Here is a 13711-nt window from a genome sequence, read left to right as displayed (position 1 = left end):
GTCCCCCGCGTCCGGGACCACACGTTCGAGCGAGGTGCGACTGATGACTGTGCAGACGACGGCGACCGACCGAGGTCGGCTCGCCCACGCCACCGCCACGACCTCAGACACCGCACCGAACGTAGGGACACCAACCCGTGGATCTGCCACGCGTCTTCACCATCCGCGAGAGTAGCCACCGCATCCACAACGCGATCACCGACGACCAACTGGCCACCCTTGGGCGGGCGTTGCGCCTGCCGCCGGGAGCGCGCCTGCTCGACCTCGCCAGCGGCTCCGGCGAACTGCTGTGCACCTGGGCCCGCGACCACGGCATCACCGGCACCGGGGTCGACATCAGCACCGAGTTCACCGCCCGGGCCAGGGCCCGCGCCGCCGAGCTGGGGGTCGCCGACCGCGTCGACTTCGTCCACGGCGACGCGGCGGGCCACGTCGCGGCCGAACCGGTCGACGTCGCCGCCTGCGTCGGCGCCACCTGGATCGGCGGCGGCCTCACCGGCACCGTCGAACTGCTCCGGCGCAGCCTGCGCCCCGGCGGTCTGCTGCTGGTCGGCGAGCCCTACTGGCGCCTGCTGCCACCGGACCAGGAGACCGTCGAGGCGTGCTACGCCAACGACGCGTCCGACTTCCTGCCGCTGCCCGGTCTTGTCGAGCGGTTCGGCGAACTCGGCTACGACGTCGTCGAGATGGTGCTCGCCAACCAGGACGGCTGGGACCGCTACCGGGCGGCCCAGTGGCTCAACATCCGCCGCTGGCTCGACGAGAACCCGAACGACGAACTGGCCCCCGAACTACGGGAGGAGCTCACCACGGCCCCGGCGCGCTACGTCCGCTACGAGCGCGACCACCTCGGCTGGGGCGTCTTCGCCCTGATGGCCCGCTGACCGACCCCGTCACGGCGCTCGCTGACGTCCCGCGGCACGCGCGACGTCAGCGAGCGGAGGCCGCCGGAGCGGCGGGTCACTGAACTCGCGCCCAACCGCGTTCGCTCCGTCAGGTGACCCGCGTCACATCCGGATCCTGTCAGCAATCGGGGCGCCGTCTCGTTCAAGGGGCCCGCGAACGAGACAGGAGCAACGCCGTGAAGCACCGCATCGTCGTACTCGGCGCTGGATACGCCGGGGCCTTCGCCGCCGGGAACCTGGCCCGCCGGCTCTCCCGCGCCGACACCGAGATCACCGTCGTCAACGCCGTGCCCGACTTCGTCGAGCGGATGCGGCTCCACCAGCTCGCGGCCGGCCAGGAGCTCGCGTCCCGCAGGCTCGCCGACGTGTTCGCGGGCACCGGGGTGCGGCTGCGCCTGGCACGTGTCACCGGCCTCGACCCCGAGCGCCGCACGGTCGCCGTGACCGGCGAGGACGGCGACGGCGAACTCGGGTACGACACCCTGCTCTACGCCCTCGGCAGCTCCGTGGCCCACCAGGGCGTCCCCGGTGTCGCCGAGCACAGCTACGACGTGACCGGCCTGTCCTCGGCGCTGCGCCTGCGCGAGCGCCTGGCCGGCCTGGCCGAGGGCGGCACCGTGCTGGTCGTCGGGGAGGGGCTGACCGGCATCGAGACCGCCACCGAGCTCGCCGAGTCCCGACCCGACCTCTCGGTCGCGCTCGCCGCCCGCGGCGAGCTGGGCGCCTGGCTCTCCCCGAGGGCCCGCCGTCATCTGCGCCGGGCCTTCGACCGGCTCGGCGTCACCGTCCACGAGCACACCGGCGTCGAAGCCGTCGAGCCGACACGGGCGATCGCCGCCGACGGCACGTCCCTCCCGGCCGACGTGACCGTGTGGTCGGCCGGGTTCGCCGTGCACCCCATCGCGGCCGCCAGCGGCCTGGAGGTCGCCGAGACCGGCCAGATCGTCGTCGACCGCTCCATGCGTTCCGTCTCGCACCCGGACGTCTACGCCGCCGGTGACTCCGCCTACGCGATCGGCGAGGACGGCCGGCCGCTGCCGATGTCCTGCGCCTCGGCCGGACTCACCAACATGCGGGCGACCGCCGCGATCATCGCGCGCCTGACGGGCGGCGACGTCCCGACCACCGGACTGAGGTACCACGGCAACCACATCAGCCTCGGGCGGCGGGACGCGATCTTCCAGATGGTGGACGGCGACACCCGGTCGAAGTCCTGGTACCTGGGCGGCAGGACCGCCGCGCGGCTCAAGTCGGGCGTGCTCAGGAGCGCCGGGTGGGGCATCGCCCACCCGACCTTCGGCATGCCGAAGCGCAGGCGTCGCCTGGCCACCGCGCCTGACCGGGGCGGCGTGCGGGCCGCGGCATAGGCTCTTGGGCATGGACAGCGCGGCCGTCGCTCGCTTCGAGGCCAGCCGGGGCCGGCTGGCCTCGCTCGCGTACCGCCTGCTCGGCTCGGCCGCCGACGCCGAGGATGCCGTGCAGGACGCGTTCCTGCGCTGGCAGGCCGCGGACCGGGAACGGGTCGAGGTGCCGGAGGCATGGCTGACCAAGGTCGTCACCCGTCTCTGCCTCGACCGGCTCCGCTCGGCCCAGGCGCGCCACGAGCGCGCCGTCGGGGCCTGGCTGCCCGAGCCGCTCCTCGACGGCGACCCGATGCTCGGCCCCGCCGACACCTACGAGCAGCGCGAGTCGGTGTCCCTCGCCGTGCTGACCCTCATGGAGCGCCTCTCGCCGGTCGAACGGGCCGTCTACGTCCTGCGCGAGGCCTTCTCGTACCCCCACGCCGAGATCGCCGGCATCCTCGACATCACCGAGTCCGCGAGCCAGCAGCACGTCCACCGGGCCCGCCGCCGGGTCTCCGCCGAGCGCCGCGGCGGCGACGAGGTGGACCCCGCGTCCGCGCGCCGGATCGTCGAGGAGTTCCTCGCCGCGGCCGCGTCGGGACGCACCGAACGGCTGGTGGCGATGCTCACCGCCGACGTGACCGCCGTCTCGGACGGCGCCGGCCTGTCCAGGCGGCTGCTGCGGCACACGACGCGCGAGCGCGTCGCCGCCTACGTGCGGGCCGGCTTCAAGCCCACGCCGGCGAAGCGACGGCTGGCCGGTGGCTCCGTCGCGATGCACATCGCGCCGGTCAACGGCGCCCCGGCCGTCCTCGCCGTCGTCGACGGCCGGGTCGCGGGCGCCGTGGTGTTCGAGGTCGGCGACGGCAAGGTCGCGTCCCTGTACGGCATCGCCGCCAAGGACCGGCTCGCGCGCCTCAACGAGGCCTGGCAGCGGCAGGAACCCGACGCGCCGGTCATCACCGCGTGGTGACCGGCGCCCCTCACCCGGGCCCCACGGCGCGGCCCTCGGGCGGCCGCCTTCCCGGACGCCAGCAGCAGTCGACGGCGTGGTCGTCGTCCGCCACGACCCGCCGGCGGCAGTACGCGCAGGTGACCGGCTCCAGCACGTTGAGCGGCCCCTCCAGGCCCGTGACCACGACGACCCGCTCCGGCTCGACGCCGGAAAGGTGATCAACCACGCCGCGCCCTCGCGAGCGCGTCGGCGTCGGTGAGGCACCGCCCACACGGCGGCACCACCCAGCGGACCGGCGGCCCACCCCCCGTCGGCGAGGCGCACCACCCGGCCGGCGGCGGCCAACCGCCCGCCGCCCCCGGCACGACGAACCAGCGGACGACACCGCGCTGCTGCATCTCGACCACCGGCCCCGACCGCCAGCCGAGCCGCCCCAACACGCGGGCCGAGGCCGGGCCGGGCACCTCGACGACATCGAACCAACGGCCGGCCGGCACCTGCCGTACACCGTGGTTCGCCTGCGGCATCCAGACCGCGTCGACGAGGCCGGTCACCGTTGTGTCAGCTCGACGTCGTTGAGCACCCGCCGAAGCTCCGAGGGATCGGTCAGACGGCTTTGTCGAGGAGGCAGCAGCCAGTACGGCCCGGGAGGACGTTGCCTGCCTGGCCGAGGCAGGACCAGGCCGGCGGCGGCGATGCCCCGGGTTCGGGTGCCGCGGGACGGGCAGTTCCCGGTGCCGGGTGCGACGGGGCTGACCTATGCTCCCGCCGTGCGGGAGCCTCAGGTCACAGCATTGTCCGTCGGCGACCTGGGGGCGGCGTTCCCACAACACCCGGCCGACGGGGTCCGTGCGGCCTTCCCGTACCGGATCTACCACGACGAGCGGCCCGTCGACGCGGTTCGCTCAGTGTCGACACCGCAGCGAGCGATCCTGCACTGCCTGTACTCACGGCACAGCGATGGTCGGGTCCGCCAGCGTCACCTGGAGCAAATCGTCAGCTCCGACGAGCCATGGGTGGTGCCGTTCGTTGTGCAGTTGGCTGGCGAGTACGTCCTGGAGATCCTGTCGTACGGGGACTTCATCGCGCGAAATCCCGAGTTCTTCGCGCGGACCGAACGCCGGATGGTGAGCTACTGGTCCTGCTACTACCGGTGGAGGTTCCCCGTTTTCGGCAGTTATCCGGGCTGCCACCTGCTGGGACTGTTGCGGGCCGCCGCAAGCGAGCGCACGAGCAGGCCATGGCCCCGTCATGCGCCGTCATCGCTGATCCCCTGGGCCGACTGCTGTGGGCCTCACCCGCACTGCCCGGCGCGGTCCACGACATCAAAGCGGCCCGCGCCCACGGCATCATCGATGCCCTGACCACCGAGGACATCCCGTGCTGGGCGGACAAGGCATGTCAGGGCGCCGGCGGGACGATCCGCGTCCCCTACCGAGGCCGGTGAAAGACGCATTCCACCAGCCAGCACGCCCACAACCGCTCCCACGCACGGAATACGAGCACTCGGCGAACAGGCCGTCGCCACCCTGAAGTCCTGGCAGTCTCAAGCTGAGGTTGGCAAGGGGCTCAGTGACGTGCTGTCGGTGGCTGCTTCTACTGTTGCCTCATGGGGAACTACTTTCAGACCGTCGTCGACCTCGACGCCACGCATGCGGACGCCCGCACCCTGGCAGACAGTGGACTCGACTGGCTGGTCAGGGAGGGGATCGTTCGGGCCGAGCTCACCGACTGTGTTCTCGGGGCGCCGTCGGGGCATCCGCCCGGTCCCTCCTGGGCCAAGGCGGTCGGTCAGGAGGACTGGGAGCCCAGCGACGGACTCAGGATCGAGACCAGCCGCACCGTATTCAACTGCGGTCAGGGCGAACCCAGGTTCGCGGTGTGCCCCCATTGTGCCGGGCGGGCGGATTTCCACACCGACCGGCTGGAGGAGATCGAGGGTGCGTGGGAACCCTTCGGTGAGGCCATCAGCGACTGGAGCGACACAGGCAGCGCGGCAGTCGCCTGCCCGCATTGTCGGCGCCCTGGTGACCTGACTGCGTGGACCTGGTCGGATGACTACTTCGCCTTCGGGTATCTCGGTTTCACGTTCTGGGACTGGCCCGACTTCAGCCCCGGGTTCATCGAAGGTCTCTCCCGCGCGCTCGGGGGGCATCGCACGGTTCTCATGGAAGGCAAACTCTGAGGGAGCCGGAGTTCGTACGTCCTCCCAGCGGTCCTGACGCCGACGCCGGGTATCGGTGTCAGGACCCGGGGGAAGAGGGTGAGCCTCCAGCAGGACGTTGATCTGGGCTTCCAGAGCCTGGCGCTGAGCGTTGCATGAAGCGCCTGATCGGCAAGGTGATCTTCATCGTAAACCCGTGCCGACCATGGGCTTCACTCATCTGTCACGCCAACTACCGAGCCAGCACGGCAGATGGGAAAAGGCTCAGTGCATGGTGTGCAGGGCTCCATCGCACCGGCCCTGGTCTGCTTCGAGGCCGATGTCGCACCGGGCACCGGCCACTCTTACCACAGCCCTCAACTGACCCCCAATCTGGCGGCGAGCGCCAATGTCTGTTTGCGGTAGGTGGGCCGGACCCGCTCGACGAGGCGGCGCACCATGCTGATCGCTTCCGGGGTCCGCGCCAGGTCCTCCGGGCCGCATGTTCGAGGTCGATACCACCGCGGGCGATGACTTCGAGCGCTTCGCGCAGCGGCTCGCCGAACTCCATCTTTCGCGCATGCCCGAGATCCGCGAGTGGGGCCACGCCCTACCGGGAGCAGCCTCGGCGCTGGCCGCTCTGGCAACTGAACCCGACGTCCGGCAGACCATCGTGACCGGGAACCTCCGCGCCACGGCCAAGGTCAAGCTCGCGGTTTACGGGCTGGACGGCCCCATCGACTGGGACGTCGGCGCCTACGGCGAAGACGCCGACGAACGGCCTGGTCTGGTGCGCGCGGCCCTGCGGCGAGCGGCCGCCCGATGGGGGACGATCGACCGGGCGGACGTGACGCTGTTCGGCGACACACCGGCCGACATGATCGGGGCCGTCGAGAACGGTATCCGCGCCGTCGGTGTCGCGACCGGCAGCGTCTCCGTCCGTGTCGGAGAAGTCTCGCAAGGTCGGGGCATAAGCGCGCCGCACGGGATGGAGGAATGAAGGACAAGCGCAGAAGCGCCGACATGGAGGCCACCACGAACCGGCACGACGGGCAGTCCGTGTCAGGCAGTGGGCCCTGTCCACCTCGCCTGCGCACAGGAGGATTGGCGCGCACTCATGCCATCGCCGCGGCGAGATCGGCCACCGTGCGGTAATGGACGCCGGTCATGCCAAGCGCTCTGGCTCCTTCGACGTTCTCAAGCCTGTCGTCGACGAACAGGCAGCGCTCGGGCGCGACGCCGGCGAGCTGTGCGGCGATCTCGTAGATGCGCCGATCAGGCTTCGCGACGCCGACTCGCGCGCTGCTGACCACGGCGTCGGCGAAGTGGGTCAGCCCGATCCGCTCGAGGTGCTCGTCCAAGGAGTCGGTGGCGTTGGTCACCAGCACCAACGGAACCCGCTCCCGCGCCTTCGCCAGCAACGCCCGGACCTCCTCATCCACCGTGAAGGGCACCGCCACGAACTCGGCAACCGCCTGCCTGGCCCGCTCGTCGCCGCCGAGGGCGACAGCGATGGAGTCGACCCACTCCCGCTCGGTGACAAGCCCGAGAGTGGCCGGCCCGAGGAGAGCGGGGTCGAAAGCGGTGCGCATCAGGGGGAGCCCGTAGCGGGCCTCGATGTCGGCCTGGGCACCATGGTCGAATTGGCGGAGCACGCCGTCGAGGTCGCAGAGCACCGCGTCGAAGGAAATCACGTCTCCCCATTGTGCCGCGCGGCTCTCCAGGTCCCATCTCCGGGCTGAGAGGGACCCGTCCCGGGACCAGGGGCACGTCGACTTTCCCACCCGCGGTGTGCGACCTCGACGCTGCTTGTGCCCATCCCACAACGACGGGAAGACGTCCATGAAGCGAACCGAGCCGCCCATCGAGGCCGTCATCTTCGACCTCTTCGGCGTGATCATCGCCTTCGACAATGACATCGTGCATGCGCGACTCGCCAGGCACTGCGCCGATCCCGCCGACGCCCTTCGGCACCTCGACGGACTCATGGCCCGCCACGAGATCATCACCGGCGCGGTGACCTTGCGGCAAGTGCACCGCCGACTCGTCGACGCCAACGGACTCACGCTGACCTACCCGCAGTTCGAAGCCGCCTGGCTCGAGCCCTACTCCTGGCCGATGCCCGGCATGGCCGACCTGGTCAAAGTACTGTCCGAGAACCATCGCCTGGTACTGCTGTCCAACATCGACCACGACTACTGGCAGGTGGTGCGAGCGACGCAGCCGGAGCTCAAGCTGTTCACCGAGCTGCTGGTGTCCTGCGACCTCGGGTACGCCAAGCCGGAATCCGAGGCTTTCCTACGCGCGAGCCAGGCGGCCGGCGTGCACCCGGAGCGGTGCCTCTTCGTCGACGACACGAGGACCAACGTCGAGGCGGCTCGGGCACTTGGCTTCCAGACGCATTGGTTCCGCGATGCCGCCGGCTTCATCGAATACCTCAAGCCGTGTCCCATCCGGTGACTCGGCGAAGGCGGTGGCAGCAGTACGAGGCAGCGCCAAGCCCGAGAACGGGCAGTCGCGACGAGCCGCGTCCGCAGGCCGTCTCCGTGACAGGACGGATGGCCGGGGCGGGCGCTGGTCTCCGCGGCCCATCGTCCCGGGAGGCGAGTTGGAACGCCGGGCGGCGTCTGGACGCGTACGTCCGCACCGGCGCCGGCGATCCGCGTCGCCTCATGGACGAGGAGTCCGGCCGCGGGACAGCACCCTGGCCGCACGTGCGGGAGTACCTGAGCGGCAGGCAGAGCGCCCAGACGCGCTCCACCACGGCGCCGGCCACGGCTCGCTGCCCCGACATCCCGCGACATCCGTGTCCGGCGTGTGAGGGGGCGCGGTAGAGCGCGCCCCACGGCACGGCAACGGCACCCCGCCGGCCGCCGGTCAGGCCGCCTGGCCCGGCTGGAGCTGGCGGTAGAGGCCGTCGAGCGCGAGCAGTTCCTCGTGGGTGCCGATCTCGCGGACGCGGCCGCCCTCCATCACCACGATCCGGTCGGCGTCGCGGATGGTGGACAGGCGGTGCGCGACGACGAAGACGGTGCGGCCGCGCATCAGGCGGCCGAGCGCCTCCTGGACCAGGGCCTCGGAGCGTCCGTCGAGCGCCGAGGTCGCCTCGTCGAGGACGAGGACCCGGGGGTCGCGGATCAACGCCCGGGCGATGGCGAGCCGTTGCCGCTGGCCGCCGGAGAGCCTGGCGCCGTGCTGGCCGACCACGGTGTCCACGCCGTCCGGCATGCGGGAGACGAACTCCCAGGCGTTGGCGGCCTCCAGGGCGGACCGCAGGGTCTCCTCGTCGACCTCGTCCGCGAGACCGTAGGCGACGTTCTCCCGGATCGTGCCGGCGAACAGCATGGACTCCTGCGGCACCACGGAGAGGAACCGCCGGTAGCTGCGCAGGTCGAGGTCGGCGGTGTCGACGCCGTCGAGCAGGATGCTGCCGCCGGTGGGCCTGATGAAGCCGATCAGCAGGTTGAGCACCGTGGACTTGCCGGCGCCCGACGGGCCGACCAGGGCGATGGTCTCGCCGGGGCGCACCGTCAGGTCGAGTTCGGTGACGGACGGCTCGTCGGAGCCCTCGTAGGTGAAGTCCACCCGGCGGAACTCGAAGGCCCCGGTGACGGCGGCGACCTCCCGCTTGCCGTCGTTGCTCTCCAGGTCGGGGGCCTGGAGGACCTCGCCGATGGAGCGCACCGACTCCAGGCCCCTGGTCATGGTCGGGGCCAGCCCCATCAGCGCGGTGGTGGCCGCCGTCATGGTGGTGAAGAAGGTGCTCAGCATGACGACGTCGCCCGCGGTGACCGGGAGCCAGCCGTAGTAGGCGACCAGCGCCGCGCCGATCAGGCAGCAGACGCCGAGCGCGTTCAGCACGTTCCAGGCGAGCGACGACACCCGGCCGTTCAGCAGGTCGAGCCGGAAGCCGGCGGTGCGCACGCGGTCGAGGACGCCGTCGACGCGGCCGAGCGCCGCGTTCTCCAGGCCGTGCGCGCGGGTGATGTGGATGAGGCTGGTCATCTCGGTCACCCGGGAGGAGAGGAGCTCGATCTCCTTGCGGAAGGTCTCGTTGCGGCTGCGCAGCCGGCCGCGCAGCACCCGGATGAGAATGGCCGCGGCCGGCACGACCACGAGGAAGACCGGCAGGAAGGCGGGGGCGCGGATGCCGATGACGATCAGCCCGCCGAGCATCGTGGTGATCGCGCCGAGGCCGACCTCGGCGGTCTGCTTCAGGCTCTCCTCGATGGTGTCGACATCGCGCACCACCTTGGCGTGCAGCACGCCCGAGCTGACCCGGGCGTGGTAGCCGATGGACAGCTCCTGCATCCGCCGGCAGAGCGCGGAGCGCAGGGTGGTGCTCAGGCGGCGGATGGTGGTGCTCATCAGGCGCGAGTAGAGCACGGCGGAGGGGAAGTTGACGGCGAACATGAACCCCAGGACGGCGGCGTTGTACCAGAGTTCGGCGATCGGCCGGTGCTCGACGACGACGTCGATGATGTTCGCGGTGATCAGTGGCAGCAGCCACAGCGGGCTGTGCCGGACGGCGAACACGGCGACGGCGGCGAGAAGCCGCGGTCGGTCGGGACGCAGCAGGTAGGCCAGGGTGCGGATCGGGTGTTCGCCCTGGTAGCGGTGGTCGAGGGCGGTGGCCCGTGGAGGACGGGGAGAGGAGGGGGAAAGCGCTTTCTCCATGGGGGACAAGTCAATCCCCTTCGCGCCTCCGCCGGCAAGCCCGTTCCGGGCGAGCGGGTTCGGGGCGAGGTGCGGTCACCCCGGGGCGGGACCGTCGGCGACGCCCTGGTGTCTCACTCGTTGGCTCGCTCCCACCGCTGGTCGGCCGGGAGGTCGCCGAACCCGGCCGCCGCTGGGTCGGGTTCGGCGGAGGCCAGCAATTCCACCAGCGTGCCCCCATCGTGGCCAGTGACCTGGAACTCCAGGCTGTGCTCAGCGGCGAGGTCCCGCTCCGCCTCAGCGAGTTCCGCCTGTCCTTCGTCGGCGTCGCGTACCGTGCCCGCCGATTCACCGTTGCCGATCACTCCCTCGTCGTACGGCAGGATCGCCCCCGAGCCCAGCAGCTCCCAGCCCTCGCTGGTGTACGCCAGAGCGAAGATGTAGGTGTGCCCGGTCTCGATCCGCGGTACGCCGGCCATGGCCATGCGCTGCCGGTCGTCCCCGTCGAAGGTCCAGCCGACCAGCGACAGCGAGAGACCGCTGGCGGGAGCCGGTCGCGCTCCGGTTCTGCTCCACAACACGTCCTGGACATCCAGCGTGCCCGACCGGCCGAGGTACCCCTCACCGGCGGCCAGTTCCTCCTCCGATACGGCGATCTCCCGCTCACCGGACAGAGTCCCCACCACGACGTGGTCGGCATAGCTCACCCAGTCTCTCGCCGACCACGACGGCAGCCGCTCACTCGCCCCCGCGCCGTCCAGCACCGCGACCCCGGGCTCCGCGCTCTCACCGGGCAGCGCGACAAGCACCGCGCCCGCCACCGCTGCCGCCAGCAGCAGCCCCCCGGCCACCGCCGCCCGGCGCCTGCCGGCGCGCCGCCAGGACGCCCCACCGGGGCGGCGCCCGACGGTCTCCGCCACCTCTTCCGGCACCCGCCAGGACAGATCGCCAGGCACACCGGTTACCTCAGCGGCCGGATCCGCCGCCGCGAGCAGCGCCCGTACCTGGTCGACATCACGCTGAGACATCTCATCACCCGTTCCCCTCACGTCTGCCTCCCCCAACGGACCCACGGCCCGGTCAGCCGGGCCGTCGGCTCCTCCTCGCGCAGAGCCTGCTCCAGCCGCTTTCGCGCCCGATGCAGCCGCACCGAGAACGTGGCCGGACTGCACCCCATCACCCGTGCCGCCGCCGGTATCTCCATCCCCTCCCACGCGATGAGCATCAGCACCTCCCGATCTCGCTCCGCCCGTCCGGCCAGCACCTGCGCCGCCCGCATCCGCTCCACGGCATCCTCACCGGCCCCGGACGTGTGCGTCGGGACGTTCGCCGCCTCCCTCAACGCCTCACGCAGCCGCTGCGAACGGGCATCTGCCCGTACCCCGTTACGCAGGACCAGTCGAGCGATCCCGTACAGCCAGGGAACCGGGGCCTCGCGCCACAGCCGATCCCGGCGCCGCCACGCCGTGAGGTACACCTCGCCCAGCGCGTCCCGCGCCTGCTCCTCCGGCAGTCTGCGTCGCAGAAACCGGTAGACCGGCAGACACGTCTGCCGGTAGAGCGCGTCGAAGTCCTCCTCCTGATCCCCGCCCAACGCCGTCCTCCACCGGGTGCTCGCCTCGTCCGCTTCCCGCCTCTTACCTGTCCCGCCGAGCTCTCGGATTACGGCCAGTCCGCGACAACTTTCGCCTGGGGAGATCAGGTGAGCGGGGCGGCACAGTCGGAGCGGTTGCGGCCGTGGACGGCCGCGCGGCGAGGGGACGCCGACAGTGCCTTCAGCGTGTCGCGTCCCTCGCCGGGAGGCGGGTCCGTACCCGGCGGGCCAGGGCGGTGGTGGCCAGCAGGGCCAGCACGGCCGCCGCCGGCAGCCAGAGCGTGGCCGGGGATGACGGGTCTCCGGCCGAGGCGCCGGCCAGGACGGCCACCGCGTTGCCCGGCACGGTGCCCAGCAGGGTGGCCGCGGCGAACGGCGGCCACCGCATCCGGGAGACCGCCGCGCCCAGGTTGACCGCGGCGAACGGCACGACCGGCAGCAGCCGCAGCACCAGCACGCCCCGGAAGGCCCGGTCCGTCAGCCGCTCCTCTAGTCGGCTCAGCGCCGCCGACCGGTCGAGCAGTGAGCGCGCCGCGTCCCGGCCGAGCAGCCGGCCGGCGGCGAAGCCGAGCAGCGCCCCGAGCGTGGTGCCGACGGCGGCGACCGTCAGCCCGTAGGGCAGGCCGAAGAGCGCGCCGGCGGCCGCGCTGAGCGCCGGCTTGGGCACCAGGGCCAGGGTGCCGAGCGCGTAGCCGGCGGCGAAGAGGGGGCCCGCCCACCACCCGTCGGCCCCGTCGAGCAGCCGGTCCCGACCGATGACGAGCACGACGCAGCCGGCGCCGGCCACCAGCAGGACGAGCAGCGCGAGGCGCCCCCAGGGCGAGAACAGGACGCGGGAGGGGAGGGCGGCGGGGGAGGGAGGGGGGATCGTCTCAGGCATGGGGTCGCGGCGGCGCGGGAGGTTGGACGCGGCCAGCCCAAGTCAAACACGTCCCGCGCGACCTAGGCGTCGTGGTGAACGGCGGGGCAGGCGGCCGGTGGCTGTTGGTGGCCCCTCGCCGTGGCGCGAGCGCACGTCCCGCGCGGGTGCGGCCGACCGGGGGCGGCGTACACCTCGCGCCGACGGTCACGCGGCCGGTGAGTCGGTGGTTCCCGCCGTCGCGGCGCGACGGCGCGCCTACCGCGGCACCAGCCGGAGTGTGCTGTCCCGGGCCGGGGCCGAGACCATGGGGTCGACGTAGGCGGCGCTGTAGCGGCGGTACTTGGCGCGGTAGGCGGCGTCGATCCGCTCGTTGAGCGCCGGGTCGGACTCGTCGACGAAGGTGACGTCGCGGTCGACGCCGCCGGCGCTGATGTGGCCCTCGTGGCTGCCCTGCGCCGTGCGGAACCAGGCGCCCTGTGGTCCCCGGTAGGAGCGGACGTAGAGGCTGTCGCCGTCCCTGACCACCCAGATCGGGATGGCGGGGCGCGGGGTGCCGTCGCCGCGCAGCGGGGCGATGTGGAGTTCGTCGGCGTGTTCGATGCGGCTGAGTTCGTCGTCGGTCCAGGTCGGCATCGGCTCGTCTCCTTCGGGGCGGTCGGGCCTCGGTGACCGCGCGACGTCTCGGGCGGCGACGTGGTGCGCGACGGAGCCGCCGGCAGGCGTCCCGCATCGGCTCGTCTCCTTCGGGGCGGGTACCGCGCGCCACACTCGGCAGTATCACCCGCACCACGCGCCCCGACCACCCGAGGGCGGCCGGGGCGCGGCGGCCGTCAGGCCTCGGCGGGCACGCGCCGTTCCCGGCGGCCGAGCATGGCGCGCGGCGAGGGGCCGCCGGCGAGGCACCACAGGGCGATGACCGGGTCGCAGATCGCGCAGCCGAGCGACGAGTCGTGGGCGAAGGGGACGATCGGGTTGCCCTTGACGTGGTGCGCGATGTCCCAGGCCGTGTGCAGCAGCCAGGCGACGCCGACGAAGGTCCAGGAGTCGAGCCCGCGGTAGGCGACATAGGTGGCCACCACGGTGAAGAGGAACTCCCAGCCGCCGAGGCCGCCGCCGCTGAGGTAGGCGGCGCCCGCGCCGGCGACCATGACCGCGTTGAGGCGCAGCCGGTGTCGGTCGGGGACGAGGGACATCAGCGTCACGTAGACGAGTCCGATGGCCACGGGCGCCAGGACGGTCGTAACGAACGGCAT

General features: G+C 72.1%; 16 protein-coding genes and 1 pseudogene. 8 read left to right on the top strand and 9 right to left on the bottom strand.

All coding sequences use genetic code 11. From position 1 onward, the window contains the following. Positions 1-137: 137 nt before the first annotated feature. The 3 genes from RNC47_RS19830 to RNC47_RS19820 all read left to right on the top strand — a co-directional run bounded on the left by RNC47_RS19830 (position 138) and on the right by RNC47_RS19820 (position 3221). Entirely contained in the window at positions 138-884 is a 747-nt protein-coding gene (locus RNC47_RS19830; protein ID WP_311600556.1) for an SAM-dependent methyltransferase, read from the top strand. A gap of 197 nt (positions 885-1081) precedes the next feature. Further along, positions 1082-2272 (top strand): NAD(P)/FAD-dependent oxidoreductase, encoded by a 1191-nt coding sequence (locus tag RNC47_RS19825; protein WP_311600554.1) that lies wholly within the window; start codon positions 1082-1084, stop codon positions 2270-2272. A 10-nt stretch (positions 2273-2282) separates the two neighbouring features. After that, a complete protein-coding gene (locus tag RNC47_RS19820) occupies positions 2283-3221 on the top strand; it encodes a sigma-70 family RNA polymerase sigma factor (protein WP_311600552.1) in 939 nt (312 codons plus the stop codon). 10 nt (positions 3222-3231) lie between these two features. Here RNC47_RS19820 and RNC47_RS19815 read toward each other — a convergent pair whose 3' ends face one another. After that, complete coding sequence (locus RNC47_RS19815; RefSeq protein WP_311600551.1) at positions 3232-3429, bottom strand: hypothetical protein; 198 nt, start codon at positions 3427-3429, stop codon at positions 3232-3234. Next, on the bottom strand, positions 3422-3757 hold the full coding sequence (locus RNC47_RS19810) for a hypothetical protein (RefSeq protein WP_311600549.1): 336 nt from the start codon (positions 3755-3757) through the stop codon (positions 3422-3424). The genes RNC47_RS19815 and RNC47_RS19810 overlap by 8 nt, the downstream gene beginning before the upstream one ends. 216 nt (positions 3758-3973) lie before the next feature. Here RNC47_RS19810 and RNC47_RS19805 point away from each other — a divergent pair, with 216 nt between their 5' ends. From RNC47_RS19805 to RNC47_RS19790, 4 genes and pseudogenes are all read left to right on the top strand, one after another. Beyond that, complete coding sequence (locus tag RNC47_RS19805) at positions 3974-4567, top strand: hypothetical protein (RefSeq protein ID WP_394814824.1); 594 nt, start codon at positions 3974-3976, stop codon at positions 4565-4567. Continuing rightward, positions 4462-4747: pseudogene (locus tag RNC47_RS19800) on the top strand (transposase family protein); the annotation flags it as partial. The gene RNC47_RS19805 and the pseudogene RNC47_RS19800, both read left to right, overlap by 106 nt. 65 nt (positions 4748-4812) lie before the next feature. Then, positions 4813-5388, top strand: coding sequence for a hypothetical protein (locus tag RNC47_RS19795; protein ID WP_311600548.1), 576 nt, complete (start codon positions 4813-4815; stop codon positions 5386-5388). A gap of 460 nt (positions 5389-5848) precedes the next feature. Further along, a complete protein-coding gene (locus RNC47_RS19790; protein ID WP_311600546.1) occupies positions 5849-6346 on the top strand; it encodes a haloacid dehalogenase-like hydrolase in 498 nt (165 codons plus the stop codon). Between the two features lie 115 nt (positions 6347-6461). Here RNC47_RS19790 and RNC47_RS19785 read toward each other — a convergent pair whose 3' ends face one another. After that, the gene (locus tag RNC47_RS19785) at positions 6462-7040 is read right to left on the bottom strand and encodes an HAD family hydrolase (RefSeq protein WP_311600544.1); all 579 of its coding nucleotides are present in this window, start codon (positions 7038-7040) and stop codon (positions 6462-6464) included. A gap of 148 nt (positions 7041-7188) precedes the next feature. Here RNC47_RS19785 and RNC47_RS19780 point away from each other — a divergent pair, with 148 nt between their 5' ends. Then, positions 7189-7806: an HAD family hydrolase gene (locus RNC47_RS19780; RefSeq protein WP_311600542.1), complete on the top strand. Its 618-nt coding sequence runs from the start codon at positions 7189-7191 to the stop codon at positions 7804-7806. Positions 7807-8223: 417 nt separating this feature from the next. On the opposite strand, the gene RNC47_RS19775 is transcribed toward RNC47_RS19780, so the two are convergent. From RNC47_RS19775 to RNC47_RS19750, 6 genes are all read right to left on the bottom strand, one after another. Continuing rightward, the gene (locus RNC47_RS19775; RefSeq protein ID WP_311600540.1) at positions 8224-10023 is read right to left on the bottom strand and encodes an ABC transporter ATP-binding protein; all 1800 of its coding nucleotides are present in this window, start codon (positions 10021-10023) and stop codon (positions 8224-8226) included. 113 nt (positions 10024-10136) lie between these two features. Beyond that, positions 10137-11030 (bottom strand): hypothetical protein, encoded by an 894-nt coding sequence (locus RNC47_RS19770; protein WP_311600539.1) that lies wholly within the window; start codon positions 11028-11030, stop codon positions 10137-10139. 17 nt (positions 11031-11047) lie between these two features. Further along, the gene (locus RNC47_RS19765) at positions 11048-11596 is read right to left on the bottom strand and encodes an RNA polymerase sigma factor (RefSeq protein ID WP_311600537.1); all 549 of its coding nucleotides are present in this window, start codon (positions 11594-11596) and stop codon (positions 11048-11050) included. Positions 11597-11777: 181 nt separating this feature from the next. Continuing rightward, positions 11778-12476 (bottom strand): TVP38/TMEM64 family protein, encoded by a 699-nt coding sequence (locus RNC47_RS19760; protein WP_311600536.1) that lies wholly within the window; start codon positions 12474-12476, stop codon positions 11778-11780. Positions 12477-12713: 237 nt separating this feature from the next. Next, the gene (locus RNC47_RS19755; protein WP_311600535.1) at positions 12714-13091 is read right to left on the bottom strand and encodes a DUF2255 family protein; all 378 of its coding nucleotides are present in this window, start codon (positions 13089-13091) and stop codon (positions 12714-12716) included. Between the two features lie 197 nt (positions 13092-13288). After that, on the bottom strand, positions 13289-13711 hold the full coding sequence (locus tag RNC47_RS19750; RefSeq protein WP_311600534.1) for a DUF6010 family protein: 423 nt from the start codon (positions 13709-13711) through the stop codon (positions 13289-13291).

It is taken from the genome of Streptomyces millisiae (genome assembly GCF_031845425.1).
GTDB classification, from domain to species: Bacteria; Actinomycetota; Actinomycetes; order Streptomycetales; family Streptomycetaceae; genus Streptomyces; species Streptomyces millisiae.
The sequence above is the reverse complement of the archived record's forward strand: the minus strand, read 5'-3'. Positions and strand labels throughout refer to the sequence as shown.

Bases quoted from the DNA above. Each gene is read 5' to 3' on its own strand.
- RNC47_RS19780 (WP_311600542.1), top strand. From the start codon at position 7,189: ATGAAGCGAACCGAGCCGCCCATCGAGGCCGTCATCTTCGACCTCTTC.
- RNC47_RS19795 (WP_311600548.1), top strand. From the start codon at position 4,813: ATGGGGAACTACTTTCAGACCGTCGTCGACCTCGACGCCACGCATGCG.
- RNC47_RS19770 (WP_311600539.1), bottom strand. From the start codon at position 11,030: ATGTCTCAGCGTGATGTCGACCAGGTACGGGCGCTGCTCGCGGCGGCG.
- RNC47_RS19775 (WP_311600540.1), bottom strand. From the start codon at position 10,023: ATGGAGAAAGCGCTTTCCCCCTCCTCTCCCCGTCCTCCACGGGCCACC.
- RNC47_RS19755 (WP_311600535.1), bottom strand. From the start codon at position 13,091: ATGCCGACCTGGACCGACGACGAACTCAGCCGCATCGAACACGCCGAC.
- RNC47_RS19790 (WP_311600546.1), top strand. From the start codon at position 5,849: ATGTTCGAGGTCGATACCACCGCGGGCGATGACTTCGAGCGCTTCGCG.
- RNC47_RS19750 (WP_311600534.1), bottom strand. From the start codon at position 13,711: ATGCCGTTCGTTACGACCGTCCTGGCGCCCGTGGCCATCGGACTCGTC.
- RNC47_RS19760 (WP_311600536.1), bottom strand. From the start codon at position 12,476: ATGCCTGAGACGATCCCCCCTCCCTCCCCCGCCGCCCTCCCCTCCCGC.
- RNC47_RS19820 (WP_311600552.1), top strand. From the start codon at position 2,283: ATGGACAGCGCGGCCGTCGCTCGCTTCGAGGCCAGCCGGGGCCGGCTG.